Origin of the sequence: Corticibacter populi (assembly GCF_004217315.1) — a bacterium.
Classification (GTDB): Bacteria; Pseudomonadota; Gammaproteobacteria; order Burkholderiales; family Burkholderiaceae_C; genus Lampropedia; species Lampropedia populi.
Window position 1 is genome coordinate 36986 of record NZ_SGWR01000001.1, and the last position, 24278, is coordinate 61263.

The following is a 24278-nucleotide window of genomic DNA, read 5'->3' on the forward strand; positions in this document are numbered from 1 at the left end:
ACTTCGGTGCCACCCGCCCGAGAGGCGGTGCGGCAGTCCGGAGGAAACCACTGAAGGAATGCTCCCATGAAGCGGATGCTGATCAATGCCACGCAGGCCGAGGAACGCCGGCTGGCCATCGTCGACGGACAGAAACTGCTCGACTACGAAATCGAGATCGAGGGGCGCGAACAGCGCAAGGGCAACATCTACAAGGCGGTCGTCACCCGCATCGAGCCCAGCCTCGAAGCCTGCTTCGTCGACTACGGCGAAGAACGCCACGGCTTCCTGCCGTTCAAGGAAATCTCGCGTCAGTATTTCGCCGAGGGCATCTCGGTCAGCCAGGCCAAGATCAACGAGGCCATTCGCGAAGGCCAGGAACTGCTGGTGCAGGTCGAAAAGGAAGAGCGCGGCAACAAGGGCGCGGCGCTGACCACCTTCATCAGCCTGGCCGGCCGTTACGTGGTGCTGATGCCCAACAATCCGCGCGGCGGCGGCGTTTCGCGCCGCATCGAGGGCGACCAGCGCACCGAGCTCAAGGAGGCGATGGACCAGCTCGAGTACCCCAAGGGCATGTCCATCATCGCGCGCACCGCCGGCATCGGCCGCACGGCCGAAGAGCTGCAGTGGGATCTGAATTACCTGCTCAAGCTGTGGACCGCCATCGAGGAAGCCGCTGGCGGCGGCAAGGGCGCATTCCTGATCTACCAGGAATCGAACCTGGTGATTCGCGCCATCCGTGATTATTTCAACGCCGACATCGGCGAAATTCTGATCGACACCGACGACATCTACGAGCAGGCCTCGCAGTTCATGGCGTACGTGATGCCCGAGAACGCGCCCCGCGTCAAACGCTACCGCGACCCGGCTGCGCTGTTCTCGCGCTTCCAGATCGAGCACCAGATCGAGTCGGCCTATGCCCGCACCGTGCAACTGCCGTCGGGCGGCGCCATCGTGATCGACCAGACCGAGGCGCTGGTGGCGGTGGACGTCAATTCGGCCCGTTCCATCAAGGGCGGAGACATCGAGGAGACGGCCACGCGCACGAACCTCGAGGCGGCCGAGGAAGTGGCCCGCCAGTTGCGCCTGCGCGACCTGGGCGGCCTGATCGTGATCGACTTCATCGACATGGAGGAGAGCAAGAACCGCCGCGACGTCGAGAACCGTCTGCGCGATTCGCTGCGCCAGGACCGGGCCCGCGTGCAGTTCGGCTCGATCAGCAAGTTCGGCCTGATGGAGATGAGCCGCCAGCGCCTCAAGCCTGCGCTCTCCGAAGGCGCTTCCATCCCGTGCCCGCGCTGCGGCGGCACCGGCCATGTGCGCGACACCGAAAGCTCGGCACTGCAAATCCTGCGCGTCATCCAGGAAGAGTCCATGAAGGACAACACCGCCGCCGTGCACTGCCAGGTGCCGGTCGAGGTGGCCAGCTTCCTGCTCAACGAAAAGCGCGCCGAGGTCGCGAAGATCGAGATCCAGCAGCGCGTGAGCGTGCTGGTGGTGCCCAACAAGGCGCTGGAGACGCCGAATTACCGACTTGAACGCCTCAAGCCCGACGACAGCCGCCTCGACGACCTGCAGGCAAGTTACAAGCTGGCCGAGGACATCGAGGATCCGCTGGCGAACACGCGCCGCTCCAAAGAACCGACCAACCGCCAGACGGCGGTGCTCAAGGGCCTGCTGCCCGATGCGCCGCCACCGGTGGTCGCACCCAAGCCCGAACCCGTTGCCCAGGCACCCGCCGCAGTTGCAGCGGCTGCCCCGGCATCCGTGGCTGCTCCGCGGCCGCTGGGTTTCTTCGAGCGCATCAAGATCTTCTTTGGCCTGGCTCCTGCGCCTGTCGCGCAGCCAGTGGCACCGGTCGCCGAGCCGGAGAAGGGCGATTCGCGTGGCGGCAATCGCCGCAAGCCGGGCACATCTGAAGCCAATCGCAATGGCCGAGGCAGCCGGGATGGCCGCAATGGCCGCGGTGGCGACAGCCGGCAGCAGCCGCGCGAGGCCCGCGAAGGTCGGGAGGGGCGTGAATCGGGGACAGCCAACCTCGCCGCAGGCCGCACCGAGCGCGGCGAGCGTGCCGAAGGCAGTCAATCCGGACGCAGCCGCCGCAATGGCGAGCCGCGCGCGCCACGTCAGGAAGGCAATGGCCAGCCATCGGGCCGCGCCCGCGACAGGAGCCGGGAGGAAAGGGAGACCGACGCCGGCAACGAGGCCGTGCGTGAAGCACGCGAGGCACGTGAGCCCCGCGAGTCGCGTGACTCCGGCCGCAGCGGTGAAGGCCGCGAGGACGGTCAGGGCCGCAGCCGCCAGCGTGGCCGCCGCAACCTCGAGCAGGCCGAGCGCAATGAGCGCGGTGTGGAGGTGACCGACGAGCGCACCAGTCCAGCCGGTGGCGCCGACAAGGCTGGCGATGGTCAGGCACCGCAGCGCGAGCCGCGCCGTGGCCGCCACTCGGCGCCAGTCGCCGGCGAGGCGACACAGGCCCAGCGCGATGCCAATCTGGAGGCCCCGGTGGGCCTGGCGGACGAGCAGGGTGCCGAAGGTGCCGGCGAAGAGGCGCGTGAGGAGCGCCGCGAACGCCGCTCGCGCGACCGTTATGGACGTGACCGTCGTCGCCAGGATCGCGACGTCGCCGCCGGCCAGAATGACGGAGCCGAGGCGACGGACCTTGCCGACGATGCACAGGCATCCCGCCCGGACCTTGCCGCAGCGGACGATGTCCAGCCGCGCCGCCGCAGCTATTTCGAGACGGCGCAGCAGCCCCAGCCGCTGCAGGAATCGGCGTTGGCCGCCGTGAGCGAACTCGTCGAGGAGCCGGTCGAGCAACCGATCCGGCACACGGCCGAGCCGGTCAGCTCAGCCGTGGCCGTCAAGCTGCAGCCCGAGGCCGTACCCGCCGAGGACCGCAAGACCAGCGTGAACGCTGGAGCCGCCAAGGTCTTCGTGCTCGATGTGGCGACCCTGGCCGCCGTGGCTGAGCAGGCTGGCCTGCAGTGGGTGCATTCCGATGCCGACAAGGTCGCCGCCGTCCAGGCAGCCATTGCCGCAACGCCCAAGCCGGTGCATGTGCCGCGCGAGCGGCCGGCCCCCATCGTCATCGATGAGCAGCCGCTGGTGCTGGTGGAAACTCGCAAGGACCTGGCCCAGGCCCAGTGGCCCTTCGATCGCTGATACCTCTGCCGTGCCGGCGGCATGGCTGGCGGCCAGCGCCAGCCGGCCATGCCATACTCGGCATTGCTTGATGAGAGAAGGCTGGGCCAGCGTGTTGGTGGCAGCAGTTGCGTCTGCGGGCCAGGCGGGTCGTCAACGCCGCAGCGTGCTGGCGGCCAGATCTCTTGTGGCATCAGGCGATACCAGACGACATCAGAACAAGTCCCTCAAGGAGTTTGCATGCTGTTTCTGCTTTCCCCGGCCAAGTCGCTCGATTACGACAGTCCGGTCGATCCGACCCTGCCGGCCACCGAGCCTCGGTTCATCGATCAATCGGCCCGCATCATCGAGGTGATGCGCACCAAGTCGCCGGCCGAGCTGTCGGCGCTGATGGACATCAGTGCCAAGCTTGCCGATCTCAACGCCAGGCGCAACCAGGCCTGGAGTCGCCACTTCACCCCCGACAATTCGCGCCAGGCCGTGCTGGCCTTCAATGGCGATGTCTATGAGGGCCTGCAGGCCGCATCGCTCAAGGAGGGCGAACTGCAGTGGGCACAGGATCACATGGTCATCCTCAGTGGCCTCTATGGCGCGCTGCGGCCGCTCGACCGGCTGCAGCCCTACCGGCTCGAGATGGGTACCCGTCTGCCGGTCGGTGCGGCCGAGAACCTCTATCAGTTCTGGCAGGCCACGCTAGCCGATTACCTCAACGAACGGCTGGCCGCGCAGAAGACGCCGGTGGTGGTCAATCTCGCTTCCAACGAATACTTCAAGGCCGTCGACACGCGCCGCCTCAAGGCGCGTGTGATCGACTGCGTGTTCCAGGACGAGAAGAACGGCCAGTACAAGATCATCAGCTTCTATGCCAAGCGCGCGCGCGGCCTGATGGCGCGCTATGCCATCGAACATCGGCTCGAACACCCCGAGAAGCTGCAGGGCTTCGATCTGGACGGCTACGCCTTCCATGCCGCGGGCTCCAGCGAGGATCGGCTGGTGTTCCGCCGCCGCGAGGCGCACTGAGCATGCGGGGCATCCGTGTCCCGCCGACCGGTTGTTGCTAGTGTCGCGAATCAGAAGTTCATTGAATAAATGAAGATGTCGAAATCGTTGTCAGGCAAGGCGCAAACCGCAGTGATAGCCATAGCTATCATGAGGATTTGTAACGCAGCATGGCGGCGATTCTCGGCATCTTTATGAGACGAACTTCTGATTCACGACACCAGGGAGCAGGCCCGCCATGTCCAACATCTTCACGAACCCGCATCTGACATCCGTTACGCCGGAACTGCGTGACTGGATCATCACCCAGGCCAAGGCCGGTGTCTCGGCACCCCGGGCCCTTCAGGCCATGCTCGACGCCGGCTGGCAGGAGGAGGTGGCGATGGCCGCGCTGGAATCGGCGCTGCTGGACCACCTGCAGGGTGGCCTGGCGCATGCGCAAACTGGCAGCACCGGTGGCAATGCGCAAGCTGCCGCCGTTGCAGTGGCGGCGCAGCCCGGCGCCGACGGGCAAGGGCAGGGCGCATCGCCGATGCCGGATCTGGCGCTGGACGGAGCGCCTGCCGAGCTCGATGCCGGGGATCGCCGGGTGCGCGTCATCATGAACCTGCAAAAGCCCCGTGTCGTGGTGCTCGATGGGCTGCTCGATGCGACCGAATGTGCCGAGCTGGTGAGTCTGGCCAAACCTCATATGAAGCGTTCGCTGACGGTGGACAGCCGCAGCGCCAGCGGTGGCGATGAACTCAATGCAGACCGCACCAGCGAGGGCATGTTCTTCGAGCGTGGCCAGCATCCGGTGGTGGCTGCGCTCGAAGCGCGCATCGCCCACCTGCTGGGCTGGCCCGTCGAGAACGGCGAAGGCCTGCAGGTGCTGCGCTACGGACCGGGTGCCGAATACAAGCCGCATTACGATTACTTCGAGCCGGGTTTGCCGAGCACGCCGACGCTGCTGCGGCGCGGCGGCCAGCGCCTGGCGACCATGCTGGTCTACCTGAACACGCCCGCGCAAGGTGGCGGCACCATCTTCCCGAATGCCGCGCTGGAGGTCTGTGCCCAACAGGGCATGGCCGTGTTCTTCAGCTACGACCGGCCCGACCCCGGCACCTTGTCTCTGCATGGCGGCTCGCCCGTGATCAGCGGCGAGAAATGGGTGGCCACCAAATGGCTGCGTGAACGCCAATTCCAGTAAAGCAATGGCCAAAAGCTCGCGTTGCCGTTGCCAATAGCTGCGCCATTCAGCGAGGCGAACTGCCGTCGTTCTCCGGTATGCCGGCCCTGCCCAGCCATTGCCCGACCAGCCGGGGCACGGCCTCGGTGGCGTTGGTGCGCCAGAAGGCAAAGCCTTCGGGGCGGCGCTGCACGTCCAGCGCCACCAGCACGCGCTCGGCATCATCCGGCGTATATTGCAGCAGGCCCGCTGCCGGGAAGACCGACAGCGAGGTGCCGACCACCAGCACCTTGTCGGCCTGCGCAAAGGCTTCGGCTGCTTCATCGAGGCGCAGCACGGCTTCGCCGAACCAAACCACGTGCGGGCGCATCTGGCTGCCATCGGGTGCCAGTTCGCCCGGCAGGATCTCCGGTTTTTGGAGCGGCAGCACCAGTGAGGCGTCGCGAGAGCTTTGGCCCTTGAGCAACTCGCCATGCAGGTGGATCACGCGGCTGGAGCCGGCACGCTCGTGCAGATCGTCGATGTTCTGGGTGATCACGCTCACCGTGAAGCGCTCTTCCAGGGCGGCAATCGCCCGGTGGGCGGCATTCGGCTGGGCGGCCAGCACCTCGCGGCGGCGCTGGTTGTAGAAGTCGAGTACCAACTGCGGGTTGGCGGAAAAACCTTCGGGCGTGGCCACGTCCTCGATGCGGTGCTCGTGCCAGTAGCCACCCATGTCGCGGAAAGTCTTGAGGCCACTCTCGGCGCTGATGCCGGCGCCGGTGAAGACAATGATGTGTTCGGACATGCTCGCTCGCAAAAATGGTGGATGCGGTGGTGGTACGGGCCGGCCTACTTCAGATGCTCATAGAGGATCAGTGCACCGACGATCATGAGGATCAGGCCGCCGGCGATCTCGGCACGCTTGCCAAGCACCGTGCCGACCACTTTCCCGGCCAGCACGCCCAAAGTCACCATCACGAAGGTGCACAGCCCGATGACGGCGGCCACCACTGCAATGTTCACCGTGGTGAAGGCCAGACCGACACCCACAGCCATGGCATCGATGCTGGTGGCCAAGCCGGTCAAGGCGGTCGAGAGCAGCGAATTGGAGCCCGGGTTTTCGCTCATGTCCCTGTCACCATCCTCGCCGACGGCGGCATAGATGGTGTGGATGCCGAGGCCGACCAGCAGAATGAATGCCACCCAGTGATCGTATTCCTCGATCAGCTCGGAGGCCACGGATCCGATCAGCCAGCCGATGACAGGCGTGACGGCCTCGATACAGCCGAAGATCAAGCCGATTTTCAGCGCATCGGACAGCCGTGTCCTGGCCATGCCGGCACCACGGGCCAGGGCGGCGGCGAATGCGTCGGTGGACATGGCCATGCCGAGCATCAGAATGGAGATGGGATTCATATGGGGATGGTTCTGCAGGCCGGACGAGATGCAACGATGACACCCATGTCGGCCAGGCCCATGTGGTGCAATCATTGGTCTCGCCTACCCAAGAACACAGGTTCAGAACCAGGTTGCCAGCGCCACGGCCTGGACGGGCCGAATGTGTTGACGCGGGCGCCTCATGCATGAAGCCGGCTACTCCCCAAAGAGGCCCGAATGCTAACACAAGCGGGCGCTGCTGCGCCCGGGAGTGGGCAAAGGCCGGCAGGGCGCCTGTCGGCAGAAAAAAACGCACCGGTCTGCCATGACGGGTGCGTTCTTCAGGGAAGTCTGGTGCCGGATAGAGGAGTCGAACCCCCGACCTTCTCATTACGAATGAGCTGCTCTACCAACTGAGCTAATCCGGCGTCTGTAAACCGCAGATTATAGCGTGTTCCAGCAGCTCATCCAGATTCGATCGGGCATTCGTCATTCCACCTGCCGCTTGCCGCTTGCCGCCTGGCGCTGGGGTTGATGCTGTGCAGTGCTTTGTCGGCACATCCGCGTCAGCGCGCCTTGCTGGACCGGTGCAGCATCATGGCCATCACCAGCAGCAGCCCGAGCAGCGCTGCAAGGGCACCGGCCAGGAATACGCGGGCATGGCCGAAGTGATCGGCGATCAGCCCGGCCAGTGGCCCGGTGGCGCCGTAGGCCAGATCCTGGAAGGCTGCGAAACCGCCGATCGCCGTGCCGCGCAGGTGCATCGGCACGCGGTTGACGGCCTCCAGGCCCATGGCCGGGAATATCAGCGAGCAGCCGATTCCGGTCAGTGCCGCGCCGGCCATTGCCAGGATGGGCGAAGGCGCCAGCCAAAGCAGTGCCTGGCCCAGCGTCTCCACCGCCAGCGAGGCCAGCGCCACCGGTATGCCGCCCAGGCGGTCGGGCAGCCCGCCGCCAAAGATGCGCACGGCCACGAAGCCCAGACCGAAGCAGGTCAGGCCAAAGCCCGCGCCGTCCCAGCCGTTGGCGATGAAATACAGCGGGAAGAATGCACCCAGCGCAGCAAAACCAACCCCCTGCAGCAAGACCACCGCGCCGGGCTGCCATATCCGGCCCAGCACCTGTTTGAATGGGGGGCGTGTACCTGCATGGGCCGGTGCAGTGGCGGGAACGGACGCCAGTATCAGAGCACCGGCCAGTGGCAACAGGCAGCTGACCGCCATCAGCCCGGCAAAACCCAGCAATTGCGAAAGCCACAGCCCGAGCGGGCCGCCAAGCGCGAATGCACCATACATGGCCATGCCGACCAGGGCCATGACGCGGCCTGAGCGGGCCGGTCCCATCATGGCCATGCCCCAGCCAAGAATGCCAACCAGCGCCAGGCTTTCGCCGACACCCAGCAGCAGCCGGCCAGCCAGCAGCACGGCGTAGGCCAACTGCGTCGGCATGGCGGGCAACGCCGAGAGCAGGCATACCAGCGTGGCTGCCAGGTAGATGGCCAGGCCGAGCAGCAACGTGGGCTTGCCGCCGCGTTCATCGGTCAGGCGTCCGGCCCAGGCCCGGGTGCATATGGTGGAAAGAAAGGCAATGCCTACGGCCAGGCCGGAGGCGATATTGCCCATGTGCAGGCTGCCCGACACTTGCACGGCCACGGCCGGCAGGGCCATTGCCACGGTCAGGTAGCTCAGAAACAGGGCTGCCGCCATCCGGATCAGGTGGCGTAATGGCATGTCATCGGCCAGCCGGGTCATGGTTTGCTCCTTGTGTGCAAAGAGCGGTCCCACGACCGGAACGATGCAGAGCCGCGCAAGCGAAGCACCGCCCACCGGTCGCGAGGACCGCGGGAGATGCGTTGGTTGACGTGAACGCTTACGACGCGGCGGCCGGCTTGAAGCCTGCTCGCCGCGAGGGGGCAGTATAGCGGGTGGCGGTGATTACTGCCCAGCCGTTTCGGCCTCGGCGTAATACTGCGCAACGCGATCGACTTCGTTCTTCGAGCCCATGATGACGCTGACGCGTTGATGCAGGGCCGTCGGCTCCACATCGAGGATGCGTTGGTGGCCGTTGCTGGCGGCGCCGCCGGCCTGTTCGATCAGCCAGCCCATCGGGTTGGCCTCGTAGAGCAGGCGCAGCTTGCCGGGCTTGTTGGGTTCGCGCTTGTCCCAAGGGTAGAGGAACACGCCGCCGCGGCTGAGGATGCGATGGATGTCGGCCACCATGGAGGCGATCCAGCGCATGTTGAAGTTCTTGCCGCGCGGGCCTTCCTCGCCGGCCAGGCATTCATCGATGTAGCGGCGGATGCTGGGATCCCAGTGACGCAGGTTGCTCATGTTGATCGAGAACTCCTTGGTGTCCTCGGGGATGCGCACGTTCTCGTCGGTGAGGACGAAGGAACCTTGCTCGCGGTCGAGCGTGAACATGGCCACGCCATCGCCGACGGTGAGCGCCAGAATGGTCTGCGGCCCGTAGATGCAATAGCCGGCCGCGACCTGCTTGGCCCCCGGCTGCAGGAAATCCTCGGTGGTCACGCCGGGGTGGTCATGAGGCTTGAGCAGCACGCTGAAGATGGTGCCGATGCTGACGTTGACGTCGATGTTGGAGGAGCCGTCGAGCGGATCGAACAGCAACAGGTATTCGCCCTGCGGGTAGCGGTTGGGCACCACGTAGATGCCTTCCATTTCCTCGCTGGCCATGGCGGCCAGGTGCCCGCCCCATTCATTGGCCTCGATCAGCACCTCGTTGGCGATGATGTCGAGCTTCTTCTGCACTTCGCCCTGCACGTTCTCGCTGCCGGCACTGCCGAGTACGCCGCCAAGCGCACCCTTGTTGACTTCGAAGCTGATGCGCTTGCAGGCGCGTGCCACCACTTCGAGCAGCAGCCGGAGCTGGCCGGGGATCAGACCGTCGACGCGTTGCTGTTCGACGAGATAGCGGGTGAGGGAGATTTTTTTGGACATGGAGTTCAGGGTTGTCTACAGGAACGGAGGACGCAATCAGTTGCGGGCATTGTGATGGCAGCAACCGGGGATTTCTTGGTGTTAGCGTATCGCAGCCGCCTCTTCAGTGCGGACGGCAGCAGCTGGGGCCGCTGCTGCAACGGGCTCGGCTACTGGCGTCGCAAGTCGTGCTGGAGACTGCGTGCGCGCGTTGCCAGGCGTGGTGGAGTGTGAACCGCGTGGCCCGTAGGGGCTGACGGCCGTCAAGGCCATCATGGCGATGGCGAACCACCAGCGTGAAAGCGGCTCGCCCCCGGTTATCTGGCTGAGCAAGCGCGGCCTGAACAGGCAAGCCAGCACCGCGATGAACAGAACGTTAAAGGCAATCATGTGAGTTGCTTAGACCGACGTATGCCGGGCGGCATAGGGCATGGCTATACCAGTGCCTTTTCAATGATCTCCCTCACATCCTTGCTGAGCTTGTCCTGCGCGGCAACGCGGCGCAGGGCGGCTTCGGCATGGTGGCGGAAGGGCTCGTCGAGCTTGCGCCAGGCATCGAGCGCGCGCGCCAGGCGGGCGGCGACCTGGGCGTTGATGGCGTTCAGGGCGATCACCTGATCGGCCCAGAACTGGTAGCCGGCGCCGTCTTCGCGGTGGAAGGCGGCGGGGTTGGCGTTGGTGAAGGCAAAGATCAGGCTGCGGGCGCGGTTGGGATTCTTGAGGTTGAAGTCGGCGTGCTGCATCAACTGCTGCACTTTGTGCAGGCCTCTGCCGCCTGCGTCGGGTGCCGAGGCCTGCAACTGGAACCATTTATCCAGTACCAGCGCTTCGTTCTTGAACAGCTGATGGAAGCGGGTCAACGCCGGCTCGGCCAGCGGGTGGCCGGCGTGCACCAGGGCGGTCAGCGCGTTGAGGCGGTCGGTCATGTTGCCGGCGTCCTTGAAGCGCTGGTAGGCCTTGCCGGGCCAGACCGCGTCGCCGGTCTCGGCGGCCAGCAGGCACAGCATGAACAAGGCCTTGGCGGCGAGCGCGCGCCGGCCGGCCGACTGGGCGTCGGGACGGTAGGCGCCGGTGTCCTGGTGCGCCTCCCACACGGCCTGCCATTCGGGCGCCAGCGCGCGGGCCAATTGGCGCTGCGCGGCCTGGCGCACCTGGTGGATGCGCTGCGGGTCGACCACGTCGAGCTGTTCGGCGAGGTAAGCCTCGCTCGGCAGCGTCAGCATCAGGTCCTGGAAGGCGGCATCGAGCTGCGGATCGCGCAGCACCTGGCGCAGCGCGTCGATGAAGCGTTCGGGCAGCACGGTCGGCGTCGGCGCGGCCTCAGCGCTGGCATCACCGGCGCCGATGGCCGCCAGCAGCAGGCGCTGGGCCCATTGCTGGCCGGCTTCCCAGCGGTTGAACGGGTCACTGTCATGTTCGAGCAGCACTTCCAGGGCTTCGTCGCCGAGATTCTGGTGCAGCACCACCGGGGCGCTGAAGCCGCGCAGGATGGAGGGAATCGGGGCCTCCGGAACGTTTGCAAAAGTGAAGGCCTGCAGGCTGTCGTGCAGCACCAGCGTGTGCTCGGATGCGGCGGGCTCGATGCCTTCGGCGCTTTGCAACTGCAGCTGCAGCGGCTGGCCACTGGCTGAGAACAGCGCCACGCGAAGCGGAATGACGGCCGGCTGCTTGTCGGGCTGGCCGGGCGTGGGCTTGATCTTCTGGGTGAAGGTCAGCGTGTAGGTCTGGGCGGCGGCATCGTGCTGGCCCACGGCATAGACATGGGGCGTGCCGGCCTGGCTGTACCAGCGCTTGAATTGCGGCAGCAGGCGTGCCAGTTCGCTCTCGGGATTGGCATCGGCAATGGCCTGGGCGAAGTCGTCGCAGGTGACGGCCTGGCCATCGTGGCGTTCGAAGTACAGGCTGACGCCTTTGCGAAAGCCCGCCTCGCCCACCAGCGTGTGCATCATGCGCACCACTTCCGCACCCTTTTCGTAGATGGTGACGGTATAGAAGTTGTTGATTTCCTGGTAGCTGTCGGGGCGCACCGGGTGGGCCATCGGGCCGGCATCCTCGGCGAACTGCACGGTGCGCAGGAGGCGCACGTCCTCGATGCGCTTGACGGCGCGGGCGCTGTCGCTGCCGGCCATGTCCATCGAGAACTCCTGGTCGCGGAATACCGTCAGGCCTTCCTTGAGCGAGAGCTGGAACCAGTCGCGGCAGGTGATGCGGTTGCCGGTCCAGTTGTGGAAGTACTCGTGTCCGACCACGCTCTCGACGTTGGAGAAGTCGGTGTCGGTGGCTGTGGCCTGGTTGGCCAGCACGTACTTGGTGTTGAAGATGTTCAGGCCCTTGTTTTCCATCGCGCCCATATTGAAGTCGCTGGTGGCGACGATCATGAAGCGCTCCAGGTCTAGGTGCAGGCCAAAGCGCGTCTCGTCCCAGGCGATGGAGGCGATCAGCGATTGCATGGCATGCTCGGTCTTCTCCAGGTCGCCGGGCCGCACATAGACCTGCAGCAGGTGCTCGCAGCCGTTGCGCGCCTTGATGTGCTGCTCGCGCGCGACGAGCTGGCCGGCCACCAGCGCGAACAGGTAGCTGGGCTTGCGGAACGGGTCATGCCACTTGGCATAGTGGCGTCCACCTTCGAGCTCGCCCTGTTCAACCAGGTTGCCGTTGGAGAGCAGCACCGGGTAGGCGGCCTTGTCGGCGCGCAGCGTGACGGTATAGACGCTCATCACGTCCGGACGGTCGAGGAAGTAGGTGATGCGGCGAAAGCCCTCGGCCTCGCACTGCGTGAAGAAGGTCCCCTGGCTGACGAACAGGCCCGAGAGCAGGGTGTTCTTGTCGGGCTGGCAGGTGGTGAATATCTCCAGGTCGAAGCCGGCCTCGTCGTCGGGCAGGTTCGAGAGCACCAGCAGGCCGTCCTCGAGTTTGAAGCTCGCGCCCTGGCCGTTGACCAGCACGCGCGCCAGATTCAGTGCCTCGCCATGCAGGCGCAGCGGCTGTTCGGGCGCGGCCGGGTTGCGGCGCACGCGCATCTTGTTGAGTACACGGGTTTTGGCGGGCTCGAGGTCGAAGCAGAGATCGACGGTATCGATCCAGAACGCGGGGGGCAGGTAGTCCTGCCGGCGCACCACGCTGGGCTCGACGGCGGCTGCAATCAATGTGTTGTCGGTCATGGTGTTCAATGCTCATGCGGCAGCGCCTGGCGGCGACTGCGCTGAAGAAGGCCGCTTGGCGCACAAGGCGCGACACGGAAGATGGATACGTGTGGATGGACGGATGGATGTCAACGGGCCTGGGCCCACGGGCTCCATTATCGCCAATGTGCCAGGCGGAGCCGGCCCGGCGAGAATTTGTCACACCGCAGCGCGCGCCTGCCGGGGCAACCCGACGGGCAAGAGACCAAAAGCGCGCCGGGCGGCGTTGACCACTCATTTTCGACCTCCACCGCGACCCGCGAAAAGACCGTGAGCAGGTTCTCAGCGGCGGTGCTTGGGGCCCAGGCCGAGCCGCTCTTTCTCGCGGGCGATGCGGGAGGCCTTGCGGGCATCTTCCTTTTCCATCACCTTGCGCTTGGTGTAACCGGAATAGTCCGCCCAGCTCCACCACGCCGCCGTCAGGCCGAAGGGGATCGCAAACCACCACCACGGCCAGTCGGCCACCGGACCGACGGCGAAGAACTTCAGGGCAAGCAGCAGGATGGAGAGGCCAAGCAGATACATGGTGATCGGTGGTCTGGTGGGAGGGCTGGCGAAGGCCGGAGGCCTTGCTGCCAGATGGTGCCGGATAATGGCGACAATGATACCCGTGCCCCGCGACCAGAAGGAATCCATGCCATGCGCGCCACCATTCGCCACGCCGCTTTGCTCGGCGGCCTGATCGGGCTTGCGGCCCCCGCGCCGGCCCAGCAGGCCGATGCCGCCGCGCTGGCCAAGAGCAAGAACTGCCTGGCCTGCCATGCCACGCACCGCAATGTGGTCGGGCCGTCATTCAAGGTGGTGTCCGAGAAGTATGCCGGCAAGAGCGATGCCGTGCCGCAGATCGCCGCGCGCATTGCCGCGGGCAGCTCAGGCATCTGGGGGCCGGTGCCGATGCCGGCCAACCGCGTCAGCGCCGACGAGGCGCGGCAACTGGCCGAGTGGATTCTGACGATCAAGTAGCGCAGTCGGCCAAAGGGCGCGCCAGGCAGAAAGAAAAGCGCATGCTCTCCGGCATGCGCTTTCTGATTGGCCTCTGAGCAGGTTCGTTCAGGCGCAATGGCCGCCGTGGCTGCTGCGACGGATGTCGGCGCCCAGTCCGCGCAGCTTGCTCTCGATGTCGTCGTAGCCGCGGTCGAGGTGGTGCAGTTCGCCCACGCAAGTCTCGCCTTCGGCCACCAGTCCGGCGATCACCAGGCTGGCCGAGGCGCGCAGGTCGGTGGAGTTGACGGCGGCGCCGCTGAGCCGGCTGCCACCCTCGACCACCGCAACCTTGCCATCGGCCTGGATGTGCGCGCCCAGGCGCTGCAGCTCGCCCACGTGCATGAAGCGGTTCTCGAAGATGGTCTCGGTGATCGTCGAGGTGCCTTGCGCCACGCAGTTGAGCGCCATGAACTGCGCCTGCATGTCGGTCGGAAAGCCCGGGTACTCGGTGGTGCGAAAGCTCTGCGCCTGCAACTGGCCGCTGGCGGCGCCGGGGCTGCTGATGCGGATGCCGTCGTCCAGGCATTCGATGCCCACACCCATGTCGCGCAGCTTCTCCAACACAGCGCCCAGGTGTTTGCCCCGGGCCTTGTGCAGCAGCACCTCGCCGCCGGTGGCGGCCACCGCGCACAGGAAGGTGCCAGCCTCGATGCGGTCGGCCACCACGCTGTGCTCGCAGCCATGCAGGCGCGCGACGCCCTGGATGCGGATGCGGCCGGTGCCATGGCCCTCGATCTGCGCGCCCATGGCGATCAGCATCTCGGCGAGGTCGACGATCTCGGGTTCCTGCGCGGCATTGGCCAGGATGGTCTCGCCTTCGGCGAGAGCGGCGGCCATCAGCAGGTTCTCGGTGCCGGTGACGGTGACCATGTCGGTGGTGATGCGGGCGCCGCGGAGGCGTTGCACGCCGCGTGGCAGCGTGGCAATGATGTTGCCGTGCTCGACCACCGTCTCCGCGCCCATCGCCTGCAGGCCACGGATGTGCTGGTCCACCGGGCGCGAGCCGATCGCGCAGCCGCCCGGCAGCGCCACCTTGGCGTAGCCGATGCGCGCCATCAGCGGCCCCAGCGCCAGGATGGAGGCGCGCATGCTGCGTACCAGCGCGTAGGGCGCTTCGGGTTCGCCCAGACGGCCGGCGTGCAGGTGGGCGGTGTTGCCGGCGTCGTGCCGGGTGGCGACGCCCATGTGATGCAGCAGCGCCAGCATGGTCTGCACGTCATGCAGGCGCGGCACATTGTGCAGGGTGACGGGTTCGTCGGTCAGCAGCGCCGCGCACAGCAGTGGCAGTGCGGCGTTCTTGGCGCCGGAGATGGTGACCTCGCCATTGAGGCGCTGGCCACCGCGGATGATCAATTGTTCCATGGTGTCGGACACGGTGTTGGAGGGGACGATGGCAGCGGCGGTGCGGGCCGGGCTCAGCGGGCCTGCCACTCGGCGGGCGTGAGGGTCTTCATCGAGAGGGCATGCACTTCATCGGTGTGCATGCGGCTGCCCAGCGTGGCGTAGACCTTCTGGTGGCGCTGGATCGGGCGCAGCCCCTCGAACTCGCTGGAGACGATGGTGGCAAACCAGTGGCGGCCGTCGCCCTGCAATTCGATGTGCTGGCAGGCAAGGCCCTGGGTGATGAGGGTCTGAAGTTCTTCTGCGGTCATGGGGTGGTCGGGAGTGGGGCGGGCAGGAGGCGGCTGTGTGCGTCTTGCGCACCGCCATGCCGGCTCGAACAGGCTGAAACAGGCTCGGACAGGAAAGATGGCAGATTGTCCATCCAAAGTGTGAAGTCAGTGAGAAGTGGCGCTACGCTCAGCTGCGAATCTTGTAACCCTTCTTCAGCAGCGTGAGGGCCAGCCAGCCGGTTGCCAGCCAGGCGCCGGCAGTGATTGCCAGGCTGAGCCAGGGCGAAAAATCGCTCTGGCCCAGCAGGCCGTAGCGGAAGCCGTCGATCATGTAGAAGAACGGATTGAGATGGCTGATGCCCTGCCACAGGGCCGGCAGCGAATGGATCGAATAGAACACGCCGGAGAGAAAGGTCATCGGCATGATCAGGAAGTTCTGGAAGGCGGCGAGCTGGTCGAACTTGTCGGCCCAGAGCCCGGCGATCACGCCCAGCGTGCCCAGCAGCCCGGCGCCGATGACGGCGAACAGCAGTGCCCAGAGCGGGTGCTCGATGCGCGGCGTGGTAAAGAGCAGCGTCACCAGCAGCACGCCCAGGCCCACCACCAGACCGCGCACGATGGACGAGCCCACGTAGGCGAAGTACCAGGCCCGGTGCGACAGCGGCGTCAGCAGCAGGAAGACCAGGTTGCCGGTGATCTTGCTCTGGATCAGGCTTGACGAGCTGTTGGCGAAGGCGTTTTGCAGCACGCTCATCATCACCAGCCCCGGCACCAGGAACTGCGTGTAGCTGAGGTCGCCATAGACCACCACACGGTCTTCGAGGACATGGCCGAAGATCATCAGGTACAGCAGGGCCGTGAGCACCGGGGCGGCGATGGTCTGGAAGGCCACGCGCCAGAAGCGCTTGATCTCCTTGATGAAGAGCATTTGCCAGCCGCTGGACGGGCTGGCGGCGGGGCTTTGCAGGGGGCTGGTTTTTATGGGGTTCGTGCTCATACGGCGAAGGGAAGGCTTTCCTGCTGGCCCATGATGTTGACGAATACGTCCTCCAGGTCGGCGCGGCGGATCTCCATGTCGCTGATCACCACGGCTGCTTCGCGCAGCGCGGCCAGCAGGCGCTCGACCTCGGCGGCGTCGCGTGCTGGTATCTGCACCACCCGGCCGGTCACGCGCGCCAGCGCTGCCAGCGCATCGGGCAGGCGCTGATCGGTCTTGAACTGCAACACGTTGTGGCTGGCGCTGGCGAGCAGCCGGGTGGTGTCGTCCAGCGCCACCAGGCTGCCGCGCTTGAGCATGGCGATGCGGTGGCACAGCGCCTCGGCTTCCTCCAGGTAATGCGTGGTCAGCAGCACCGTGTGGCCCTCGCGGTTGAGACGGTCGATGAAGTGCCACAGGGTCTGGCGCAGCTCCACGTCGACACCGGCGGTGGGCTCGTCGAGCACGATGATGGGCGGCTTGTGCACCAGTGCCTGGGCCACCAGCACGCGGCGCTTCATGCCGCCCGAGAGCTGGCGCATGTTGGCATCGGCCTTGTCGGCCAGGCCCAGCTGGTGCAGCAGTTCATCGATCCACGCATCGTTGTGGCGCAGGCCGAAATAGCCCGACTGGAACTGCAGCGTCTCGCGCACCGAGAAGAACGGGTCGAAGGCCAGCTCCTGCGGCACGATGCCCAGCCGCTGGCGGGCCTGCGCGTAGTCCTTCTGCACGTCGAAGCCCTGCACCAGCACCTTGCCGCCCGTGGGCCTGGCCAGGCCCGCGAGAATGGCGATCAGCGAGGTCTTGCCCGCGCCGTTGGGACCCAGCAGGCCGAGGAATTCTCCTTCGCGGATGTCTAGGCTGACGTCGAACAGCGCCTGGAAGCTGCCGCCTGGCGTCGGGTAGGTCTTGCTGACGGACTGGAAGGAGACAGCGGCTTGGGGCATGGTGATGGGGCAAGGGGTGCGACGGCGCCGCCGCGATGCATAAGGGCCCGCCGTGCGAGACGGCGATGGCGATGCGAGGCCGCACGGCCCTGGAGGCATGGCAGCGCGAGGGCGAAGGCCCGCATTGTAGGGCGGGGCGCCCAAGCATGCATGGCGCGACATGCGGCACCAGCGCGGCACCAGTGCGGCATGTGGCCGCGTGCATGCCGGCCGAGCCCCGATACAATGCCCTCCATTGCGGTGCAGGGGCATCGGCGCGCGAAATGGCGCGGAACTTCCGCAGACCGATGCGGCAAAGGCCCCGACCTGCAGTTGTTGTTTCCCCTCGTTCGAAGCGCACATCTGATGTGCCGTTTGCCCTGGCCTGCAGAGCCCACGGGTGAAAGGCATCGTCAAGAATACTGATCATTGGCCCATTCCTGAGATACCCATGAAAATTGCCATTCTTCCCGGTGACGGCATCGGCACCGAAATCATTGCCGAGGCGGTCAAAGTCCTCAAGGCGCTGGATCTGACGTTCGAGATGGAGACTGCGCCGGTGGGCGGTGCGGCCTATGCCGCGCACGGCCATCCGCTGCCCGAGGCCACGCTGGAGCTGGCCAAGGCCGCCGATGCCGTGCTGTTCGGCGCCGTGGGCGATTTCCAGTACGACAAGCTCGAGCGCGCGCTGCGCCCGGAGCAGGCCATCCTCGGCCTGCGCAAGGAACTGGGCCTGTTCGCCAATTTCCGCCCGGCGATCTGCTACGAGGAGCTCACGCATGCTTCCAGCCTCAAGCCCGAGCTGGTGGCGGGGCTGGACATCCTGATCATCCGCGAACTCACTGGCGACATTTATTTCGGCCAGCCGCGCGGTCGCCGCACTGCGGTCGATGGACATTTCCCCGGTGCCGAGGAAGCCTTCGATACGATGCGTTATTCCCGCCCGGAGATCGAGCGCATTGCTCACGTGGCCTTCCAGGCTGCCCGCAAACGCGGCAGGAAGGTGCTTTCGGTGGACAAGGCCAACGTGCTGGAGACCTTCCAGTTCTGGCGCGACGTGGTCACCGAGGTGCACCAGGCCTATCCGGACGTGCAGCTCGAGCACATGTACGTGGACAATGCCGCGATGCAGCTCGTCAAGGCACCCAAGAACATCGACGTGCTGGTGACTGGCAACATGTTCGGCGACATCCTCAGTGACGAGGCGGCGATGCTGACGGGCTCGATCGGCATGCTGCCCTCGGCCAGCCTGAACGAGAAGAACCAGGGTCTCTACGAGCCCAGCCACGGCAGCGCGCCGGACATCGCCGGCAAGGGCATTGCCAATCCGCTGGCGACGATACTCTCGGCGGCGATGATGCTGCGCTACTCGCTGGGCCAGCCCGAGGCGGCCGACCGGATCGAGCGTGCCGTCAAGAAGGTGCTTGCCAGCGGCCTGCGTACCGTCGACATCTACAGCGAAGGCACGAAGAAGGTTGGCACGGTGGAGATGGGCGACGCCGTCGTGGCGGCGTTGTGAACATTGTGAGCGTTGTGACCGTGCTGCGGCAGTTTCCCCCCCACCAGCGACACCTTGTACCGTGACGAGTCCCGATCCCGACTCCTTCTCGGCACCGCCGCGGAGTGCGGACCTGTCGGCCAGCGAGGTCATCGCGCACCTGCTGGCCCGCATGGACAAGCCCTCGTTCAGCGTGCGCGAGCTGATGGCCATGATGGGCGACAAGGGCCTTCTGATGCTGTGCGCGCTGATGACGCTGCCGTTCCTGTTTCCGGTCTCGATCCCCGGCGTCTCGACGGTGTTCGGCTGTGCCATCTTGCTGATCGCGCTCTCGATCAGCCTGGGGCGCCTGCCATGGCTGCCGGGCTTCATTGCCGATCGCCAGCTCGATGCCGCCAAGCTCAAGCCGGTGCTGCTGCGCGGCATCCAGTTCCTGCGCCGGCTCGATCGCTTCCTGCGCCCGCAGCGCCTGCGGGCACTCACGGGCGGGGTGATGAACCGGCTCAATGGCCTGGCCATCATGGCCTCTGCGGTCTTGCTGATGCTGCCGTTGGGCCTGGTGCCATTTTCCAACACGCTGCCGGGCGTGGCGATCCTGCTGCTGGCCATGGGCATTTCGCAGCGCGATGGGCTGCTGGTGCTGGGCGGCTACCTGATGATGCTCCTGACGGTGGTGTACTTCGCGTTCCTGGCCTGGTCGGCCTGGGCTGCCGGCACGCACTTCTTTGGTTGAGGTTCTCGCAACGAGGGACGGCTTGGAACGCACAGGAAAACAACACGCTGGGATTAGGGAAGGGCACTTTGCACCATGAACCGCAGTCTTGAAATGGAGGTCTTCGCGGCCGTCGTCGATGCCGGTAGCTTCGTGCGGGCCGGCGAGGCCCTGAACATGTCCAAGGCGGCCGTTTCGCGCCACGTCGATGCGCTCGAGAAACGCCTGGGCGTGCGGTTGCTGCAGCGCACCACCCGGCGTTTGGCGCTGACCGAGGAGGGCAGCGGCTTCTACCACCACTGCCGCGACATTCTCGCGGCCATGGAGTCGGCCGAGGCCGAGGTGACTTCGCGCGTGCTCGAGCCCTCGGGCACGCTGCGCATCAACGTGCCGGTGTCCTTTGCGCAGCGCCACCTCGATCCGCTCTGGGGCGAGTTCCTGCGGCGCTACCCGAAGGTGGGTCTGGACATCACGCTCAACGACCGCGTGGTGGACCTGATCGACGAAGGTTTCGACATGTGCGTGCGCATCGGCAATCTGAGCAGCTCCTCGCTGGTCAGCCGCCGCTTGGCCAGCACCAGCGTGTTGCTGGTGGCGTCGCCGGAGTACCTGCGCGCGCATGGCACCCCCAGCGAGCCGGCGGACTTGGCAAGCCACCAGGTCATTGCCTACAGCAACTGGGGCGGCTCCGGTCGCGAGGAGTGGGCCTTCACTCCGGTGGATGGCGGCGAGCCGGTCAGGGTGCGGCTCGACAGCCGTGTCGTCAGCAACAGTGGCGATCCCTGCCGCCATATCGCGCTGGAGGGCGGCGGCATCGTCATGCAGCCCGATTTCCTGATCGGAGATGACCTGCGTGCCGGTCGCCTGGTGACGCTGCTGCCGCAATATGCACCGCGGGAGCTGGGCATCCATGCCGTCTATCCGAGTCGCAAGCAGTTGCCGCAGAAGGTGCGGGCGATGGTGAACTACCTGGTCGAGTGCTTTGCCGGGGCCTCGTGGGGCTGGTCTGCCGAACAGGCCGGGCAGGCGCCATCTGGTGGAGCCCGCAAGGCCGGACGGTCGACCGGGAAAAGTTTATAAACAGGTCATTGGGGCCACTGCCGCGTCTTCGCGGGCATGTGCGGGCATGTGCGGGCATGGTGCGGGCAAGTGTTGTTGCAGGTACTCCCGGGTGTGGAGGCAGCCTTGCCTTAAAATGCCCGCTTGCATGGCCACGCTCTGGCCCGATGCGGAAAGTTGACCCAACATGATGACGCTGGCCCTCTCGAAGGGGCGTATTTTTGACGAGACCCTGCCTCTGCTGGCTGCTGCCGGTATCCAGGTTCTGGAAGATCCCGAAAAATCCCGCAAGCTGATCCTGCCGACCAACCTGCCCGATGTGCGGGTGGTGCTGGTGCGTGCCAGCGATGTACCGACCTACGTGCAGTTCGGCGGTGCCGACATCGGCGTGGCCGGCAAGGACGTGTTGATCGAGCACGGCGGCCAGGGCCTGTACCAGCCGCTCGACTTGCAGATTGCCAAGTGCCATGTCAGCGTGGCAGTGCCAGCCGGCTTCGACTACGCGCACGCGGTGCGCCAGGGCGCGCGCCTGCGCGTGGCCACCAAGTACACGACCATCGCGCGCGAGTTCTTCGCCCGCAAGGGTGTGCACGTCGACCTGGTCAAGCTCTATGGCAGCATGGAGCTGGCGCCGCTCACCGGCATGGCCGATGCCATCGTCGATTTGGTCTCCACCGGCAACACGCTGCGTGCCAACAACCTCGTCGAGGTCGAGCGCATCATGGAGATCAGCTCGCAACTCGTCGTCAACCAGGCGGCGCTGCGCCTCAAACAGGCGCAACTGCGGCCGCTGATCGAGGTGTTCACCCGCGCCACGCGCCTGGCCGCCTGAGGTCGCGTGAAGGGGCTGAGGCCCCGTGCGTTTTCCCATGGGCTGACGTTGCCGCAGCGGCAGCCCGCATCAAAGCGAACCAATGGAGTGGGCCCCGGCCCATTACTGTCATGACATTGCAAGCCCGTCCCCTGCGCCTTTCCACCCAGAGCGCCGATTTCGAAGCGCGGTTCAGGCAGCGGCTGCACTGGTCGGCCGACACCAACGCCGAGATCGAGCAGCGCGTCGCCGACATCCTGCATGCCGTGCAGCAAGAGGGTGATGCCGCGGTGTTGCGATTCACCGAACGCTTCGATGGACTGCAGGCGCAGAGCCTCCAGGCACTGGAGCTTACGCAGGATGAACTCAAGGCGGCCTTCGAGGGCCTGCCCGAGGCCCAGCGCCATGCGCTGGAATTCGCCGCCGCACGCATTCGCAGCTACCACGAGGCGCAGAAGAAGGCCGCCGGCGAGAGCTGGTCCTACCGCGACGAGGACGGCACACTGCTGGGCCAGAAGGTCACGCCGCTCGACCGCGTCGGCATCTACGTGCCCGGCGGCAAGGCCGCCTATCCTTCCAGCGTGCTGATGAATGCGCTGCCGGCCCATGTGGCCGGCGTTGGCGAGATCATCATGGTGGTGCCCACACCGCGCGGCGAGAAGAACCCGCTGGTGCTTGCCGCCGCCCATGTGGCAGGTGTCTCGCGTGCCTTCACCATCGGCGGCGCGCAGGCCGTGGCGGCTCTTGCCTATGGCACCGAGAGCATCCCGCGCGTCGACAAGATCACCGGCCCGGGTAACGCCTATGTGGCCAGCGCCAAGAAGCGCGTGTTCGGCCAGGTGGGCATCGACATGATTGCCGGACCCAGCGAGATACTGGTGCTGGCCGATGGCAGCACGCCGGCGGACTGGGTGGCCATGGACCTCTTCAGCCAGGCCGAGCATGACGAGCTGGCGCAAAGCATCCTGCTCTGCCCCGATGCAGCCTACATCGAGGCGGTGCAGGAAGCCATCGACCGGCTGCTGCCAAGCCTGCCGCGTGCCGAGATCATCGCCAAGAGCCTGAACGGGCGCGGCGCGCTGATCCACACATGCGACATGGAGGAGGCTTGCGCCATTGCCAACCGCATCGCCCCCGAGCACCTGGAAGTCTCCAGCCGCGAGCCGCACCGCTGGGAGCCGCTGTTGCGCCACGCCGGCGCGATTTTCCTGGGCGCCTACACCAGCGAAAGCCTGGGCGATTATTGCGCCGGTCCCAATCACGTGCTGCCCACCAGTGGCACGGCACGCTTTTCCTCGCCATTGGGCGTGCTGGACTTCCAGAAGCGCAGCAGCATCATCGAGGTCAGCGAGGCGGGCGCCCAGAAGCTCGGTGCCATCGCCCATGTGTTGGCCGAAGGGGAGGGCCTGCAGGCCCACGGCCAGGCAGCGCTGCTGCGGTTGCGCAAAGCCTGAAGCTTCATATCTGCACAGCCAGCGGCCAGCGGGCGGTTGATGATCGCTTTCAAGTGGCCAAAAGAATGGCGCCCCATATGGGGCGCCATGATTTTTTGTCTCGGTTTTTTGAGCTTCTTGTACTTTGTTGTTATGGTCCACCGATGTGGTGGCGGACATGGGTGCAAGGGTTTGTCTCCTCGATCCTCTCATTGCAGCCATGGGCTGCTGCGAGTGAACGAACTATAGGTGGTGGGCGAAGTCGGTGCATCGGGATTAACCCTCGAAAACCGCACCAGATCGGGGCGGGAAGGGCCTTGCCGGTAATTTGCAATGGATGCGCCTGCTGCGTTGATAATACCGAGCCATGCAGTCCATCCAGGCGCCGACCATCGTCGTACAGAACAGCTCCGAAGGGGTACTCCTGCAATTGCAGGGGCACTGGGGTGCGGCTGCCTTGAGCGACCGCCAGTTGTGGCAGCGCCTGCGTCCGCAGCTTCGCCAGGCCGCCGGGCAGGCCGGTGGCCGCTGGGATCTGCGGCAGGCCGAGGGGTTCGATCACATTGCCGCGCAGGTTGTCTGGGATAGCTGGGGCGGACGCCTGCCCGAGCACCTGCAGGCCAGTCCCAGCCAGCAGGCCATCCTCGAGCGCGTGGCCGCCCTCACGGTGCCGGTGCAGGAAGAGCCTCGCCAGAATGGCCTGCTGCGCGCTTTCGAGCAGGTGGGTGACATCACCTTTGGCGGGTTGGTGCATCTCACCAGCATGGTGCAACTGATGGGGCAGCTGCTGCTTGATGTGTTGCGCCTGCTGCGCCGGCCGCTACGCGGGCCATGGCATGATTTCTCTGCCCATGTGTTTCGCATGGGCGCACAGGCGCTGCCGATCACGGCGCTGGTGGGGTTTCTCATCGGTGTCGTGATTGCCTACCTGTTGGCCTTGCAGCTGCGCCAGTTTGGTGCGGATGCCTTCATCGTCAACGTTCTGGGTATTTCGCTCACGCGTGAGCTGGGGCCGCTGCTGGCCGCCATTCTGGTGGCCGGGCGCTCCGGTTCGGCCATCACGGCGCAGATCGGCGTGATGCGCGTCAACGAAGAGCTCGATGCCATGCGCGTGATGGGCATTGCGCAGGGCTTCCGGCTCGTCATGCCGCGCGCGCTGGCGCTGGCGCTGGCGATGCCGCTGGTGAGCGTGTGGACGACGCTGGCGGCGCTGCTGGGCGGCATTGTCGCGGCCGACGTGAGCCTGGGCATCACGCCGGCCTATTTCATGCAGGCGCTGCCGGATGCGGTGGACATTGCCAACCTGTGGCTGGCCACGGCCAAGTCGGTCGTGTTCGGCATTGCGATTGCGCTGATCGCCTGCCACTGGGGACTGTGGGTCAAGCCCAATACCGAAAGCCTGGGCGAGGGCACCACGGCCTCGGTGGTGACGTCGATCACCTCGGTGATCATCATCGATGCGGTCTTCGCGATCCTGTTCCGCAGCGTGGGGTTCTAAG

At 65.9% G+C, this 24278-nt stretch carries 20 protein-coding genes and 1 tRNA gene; 10 read left to right on the plus strand and 11 right to left on the minus strand.

Going from position 1 to position 24278, the window contains the following annotated elements; all coding sequences use genetic code 11:
• Window positions 1-66: 66 nt before the first annotated feature.
• From EV687_RS00160 to EV687_RS00170, 3 genes are all read left to right on the plus strand, one after another.
• Complete coding sequence (locus EV687_RS00160) at window positions 67-3144, plus strand: Rne/Rng family ribonuclease (RefSeq protein WP_122225881.1); 3078 nt, start codon at window positions 67-69, stop codon at window positions 3142-3144.
• Window positions 3145-3363: 219 nt separating this feature from the next.
• Window positions 3364-4143 (plus strand): peroxide stress protein YaaA, encoded by a 780-nt coding sequence (gene yaaA / locus EV687_RS00165; protein ID WP_122225882.1) that lies wholly within the window; start codon window positions 3364-3366, stop codon window positions 4141-4143.
• A 217-nt stretch (window positions 4144-4360) separates the two neighbouring features.
• Window positions 4361-5311 carry a 2OG-Fe(II) oxygenase gene (locus tag EV687_RS00170; RefSeq protein WP_122225883.1) on the plus strand — a complete coding sequence of 317 codons (951 nt, stop codon included), beginning with the start codon at window positions 4361-4363 and terminating at the stop codon, window positions 5309-5311.
• Between the two features lie 46 nt (window positions 5312-5357).
• On the opposite strand, the gene EV687_RS00175 is transcribed toward EV687_RS00170, so the two are convergent.
• The 7 genes from EV687_RS00175 to EV687_RS00205 form a co-directional block, all read right to left on the minus strand.
• On the minus strand, window positions 5358-6077 hold the full coding sequence (locus EV687_RS00175; RefSeq protein WP_122225884.1) for a Sir2 family NAD-dependent protein deacetylase: 720 nt from the start codon (window positions 6075-6077) through the stop codon (window positions 5358-5360).
• A gap of 44 nt (window positions 6078-6121) precedes the next feature.
• Complete coding sequence (locus EV687_RS00180) at window positions 6122-6688, minus strand: manganese efflux pump MntP (RefSeq protein ID WP_122225885.1); 567 nt, start codon at window positions 6686-6688, stop codon at window positions 6122-6124.
• A gap of 313 nt (window positions 6689-7001) precedes the next feature.
• A tRNA-Thr gene (locus EV687_RS00185) sits at window positions 7002-7077 on the minus strand.
• 138 nt (window positions 7078-7215) lie between these two features.
• Window positions 7216-8400, minus strand: a complete 1185-nt coding sequence (locus EV687_RS00190) for an arabinose transporter (RefSeq protein ID WP_122225886.1) — start codon at window positions 8398-8400, stop codon at window positions 7216-7218.
• Between the two features lie 183 nt (window positions 8401-8583).
• Window positions 8584-9606, minus strand: coding sequence for a class 1 fructose-bisphosphatase (locus EV687_RS00195; protein WP_122225887.1), 1023 nt, complete (start codon window positions 9604-9606; stop codon window positions 8584-8586).
• 413 nt (window positions 9607-10019) lie between these two features.
• On the minus strand, window positions 10020-12746 hold the full coding sequence (gene pepN / locus EV687_RS00200) for an aminopeptidase N (RefSeq protein ID WP_122225889.1): 2727 nt from the start codon (window positions 12744-12746) through the stop codon (window positions 10020-10022).
• Between the two features lie 303 nt (window positions 12747-13049).
• On the minus strand, window positions 13050-13403 hold the full coding sequence (locus EV687_RS00205; protein WP_423201053.1) for a TIGR04438 family Trp-rich protein: 354 nt from the start codon (window positions 13401-13403) through the stop codon (window positions 13050-13052).
• Between the two features lie 3 nt (window positions 13404-13406).
• Here EV687_RS00205 and EV687_RS00210 point away from each other — a divergent pair, with 3 nt between their 5' ends.
• Entirely contained in the window at window positions 13407-13730 is a 324-nt protein-coding gene (locus EV687_RS00210; protein ID WP_122225891.1) for a c-type cytochrome, read from the plus strand.
• Between the two features lie 87 nt (window positions 13731-13817).
• On the opposite strand, the gene murA is transcribed toward EV687_RS00210, so the two are convergent.
• The 4 genes from murA to EV687_RS00230 all read right to left on the minus strand — a co-directional run bounded on the left by murA (window position 13818) and on the right by EV687_RS00230 (window position 17287).
• Window positions 13818-15113 carry a UDP-N-acetylglucosamine 1-carboxyvinyltransferase gene (murA, locus tag EV687_RS00215; protein ID WP_122227034.1) on the minus strand — a complete coding sequence of 432 codons (1296 nt, stop codon included), beginning with the start codon at window positions 15111-15113 and terminating at the stop codon, window positions 13818-13820.
• Between the two features lie 53 nt (window positions 15114-15166).
• The gene (locus EV687_RS00220; RefSeq protein ID WP_122225892.1) at window positions 15167-15403 is read right to left on the minus strand and encodes a BolA family protein; all 237 of its coding nucleotides are present in this window, start codon (window positions 15401-15403) and stop codon (window positions 15167-15169) included.
• Window positions 15404-15551: 148 nt separating this feature from the next.
• Entirely contained in the window at window positions 15552-16361 is an 810-nt protein-coding gene (locus EV687_RS00225; protein WP_122225893.1) for an ABC transporter permease, read from the minus strand.
• On the minus strand, window positions 16358-17287 hold the full coding sequence (locus tag EV687_RS00230; RefSeq protein WP_122225894.1) for an ABC transporter ATP-binding protein: 930 nt from the start codon (window positions 17285-17287) through the stop codon (window positions 16358-16360). The genes EV687_RS00225 and EV687_RS00230 overlap by 4 nt, the downstream gene beginning before the upstream one ends.
• Before the next feature lie 430 nt (window positions 17288-17717).
• Between EV687_RS00230 and leuB the strand changes: the two genes are divergently transcribed.
• The 6 genes from leuB (at window position 17718) to EV687_RS00260 (ending at window position 24277) form a co-directional block, all read left to right on the plus strand.
• Window positions 17718-18785, plus strand: a complete 1068-nt coding sequence (gene leuB / locus EV687_RS00235) for a 3-isopropylmalate dehydrogenase (RefSeq protein ID WP_122225895.1) — start codon at window positions 17718-17720, stop codon at window positions 18783-18785.
• Between the two features lie 61 nt (window positions 18786-18846).
• A complete protein-coding gene (locus EV687_RS00240) occupies window positions 18847-19497 on the plus strand; it encodes an exopolysaccharide biosynthesis protein (protein WP_242612397.1) in 651 nt (216 codons plus the stop codon).
• 75 nt (window positions 19498-19572) lie between these two features.
• A complete protein-coding gene (locus EV687_RS00245) occupies window positions 19573-20556 on the plus strand; it encodes a LysR family transcriptional regulator (RefSeq protein ID WP_122225896.1) in 984 nt (327 codons plus the stop codon).
• A 166-nt stretch (window positions 20557-20722) separates the two neighbouring features.
• The gene (gene hisG, locus EV687_RS00250; RefSeq protein WP_122225897.1) at window positions 20723-21367 is read left to right on the plus strand and encodes an ATP phosphoribosyltransferase; all 645 of its coding nucleotides are present in this window, start codon (window positions 20723-20725) and stop codon (window positions 21365-21367) included.
• A 110-nt stretch (window positions 21368-21477) separates the two neighbouring features.
• Entirely contained in the window at window positions 21478-22800 is a 1323-nt protein-coding gene (gene hisD / locus EV687_RS00255) for a histidinol dehydrogenase (protein WP_122225898.1), read from the plus strand.
• A gap of 346 nt (window positions 22801-23146) precedes the next feature.
• Window positions 23147-24277, plus strand: a complete 1131-nt coding sequence (locus tag EV687_RS00260; RefSeq protein WP_122225899.1) for an MlaE family ABC transporter permease — start codon at window positions 23147-23149, stop codon at window positions 24275-24277.
• Window position 24278 lies beyond the last annotated feature (1 nt).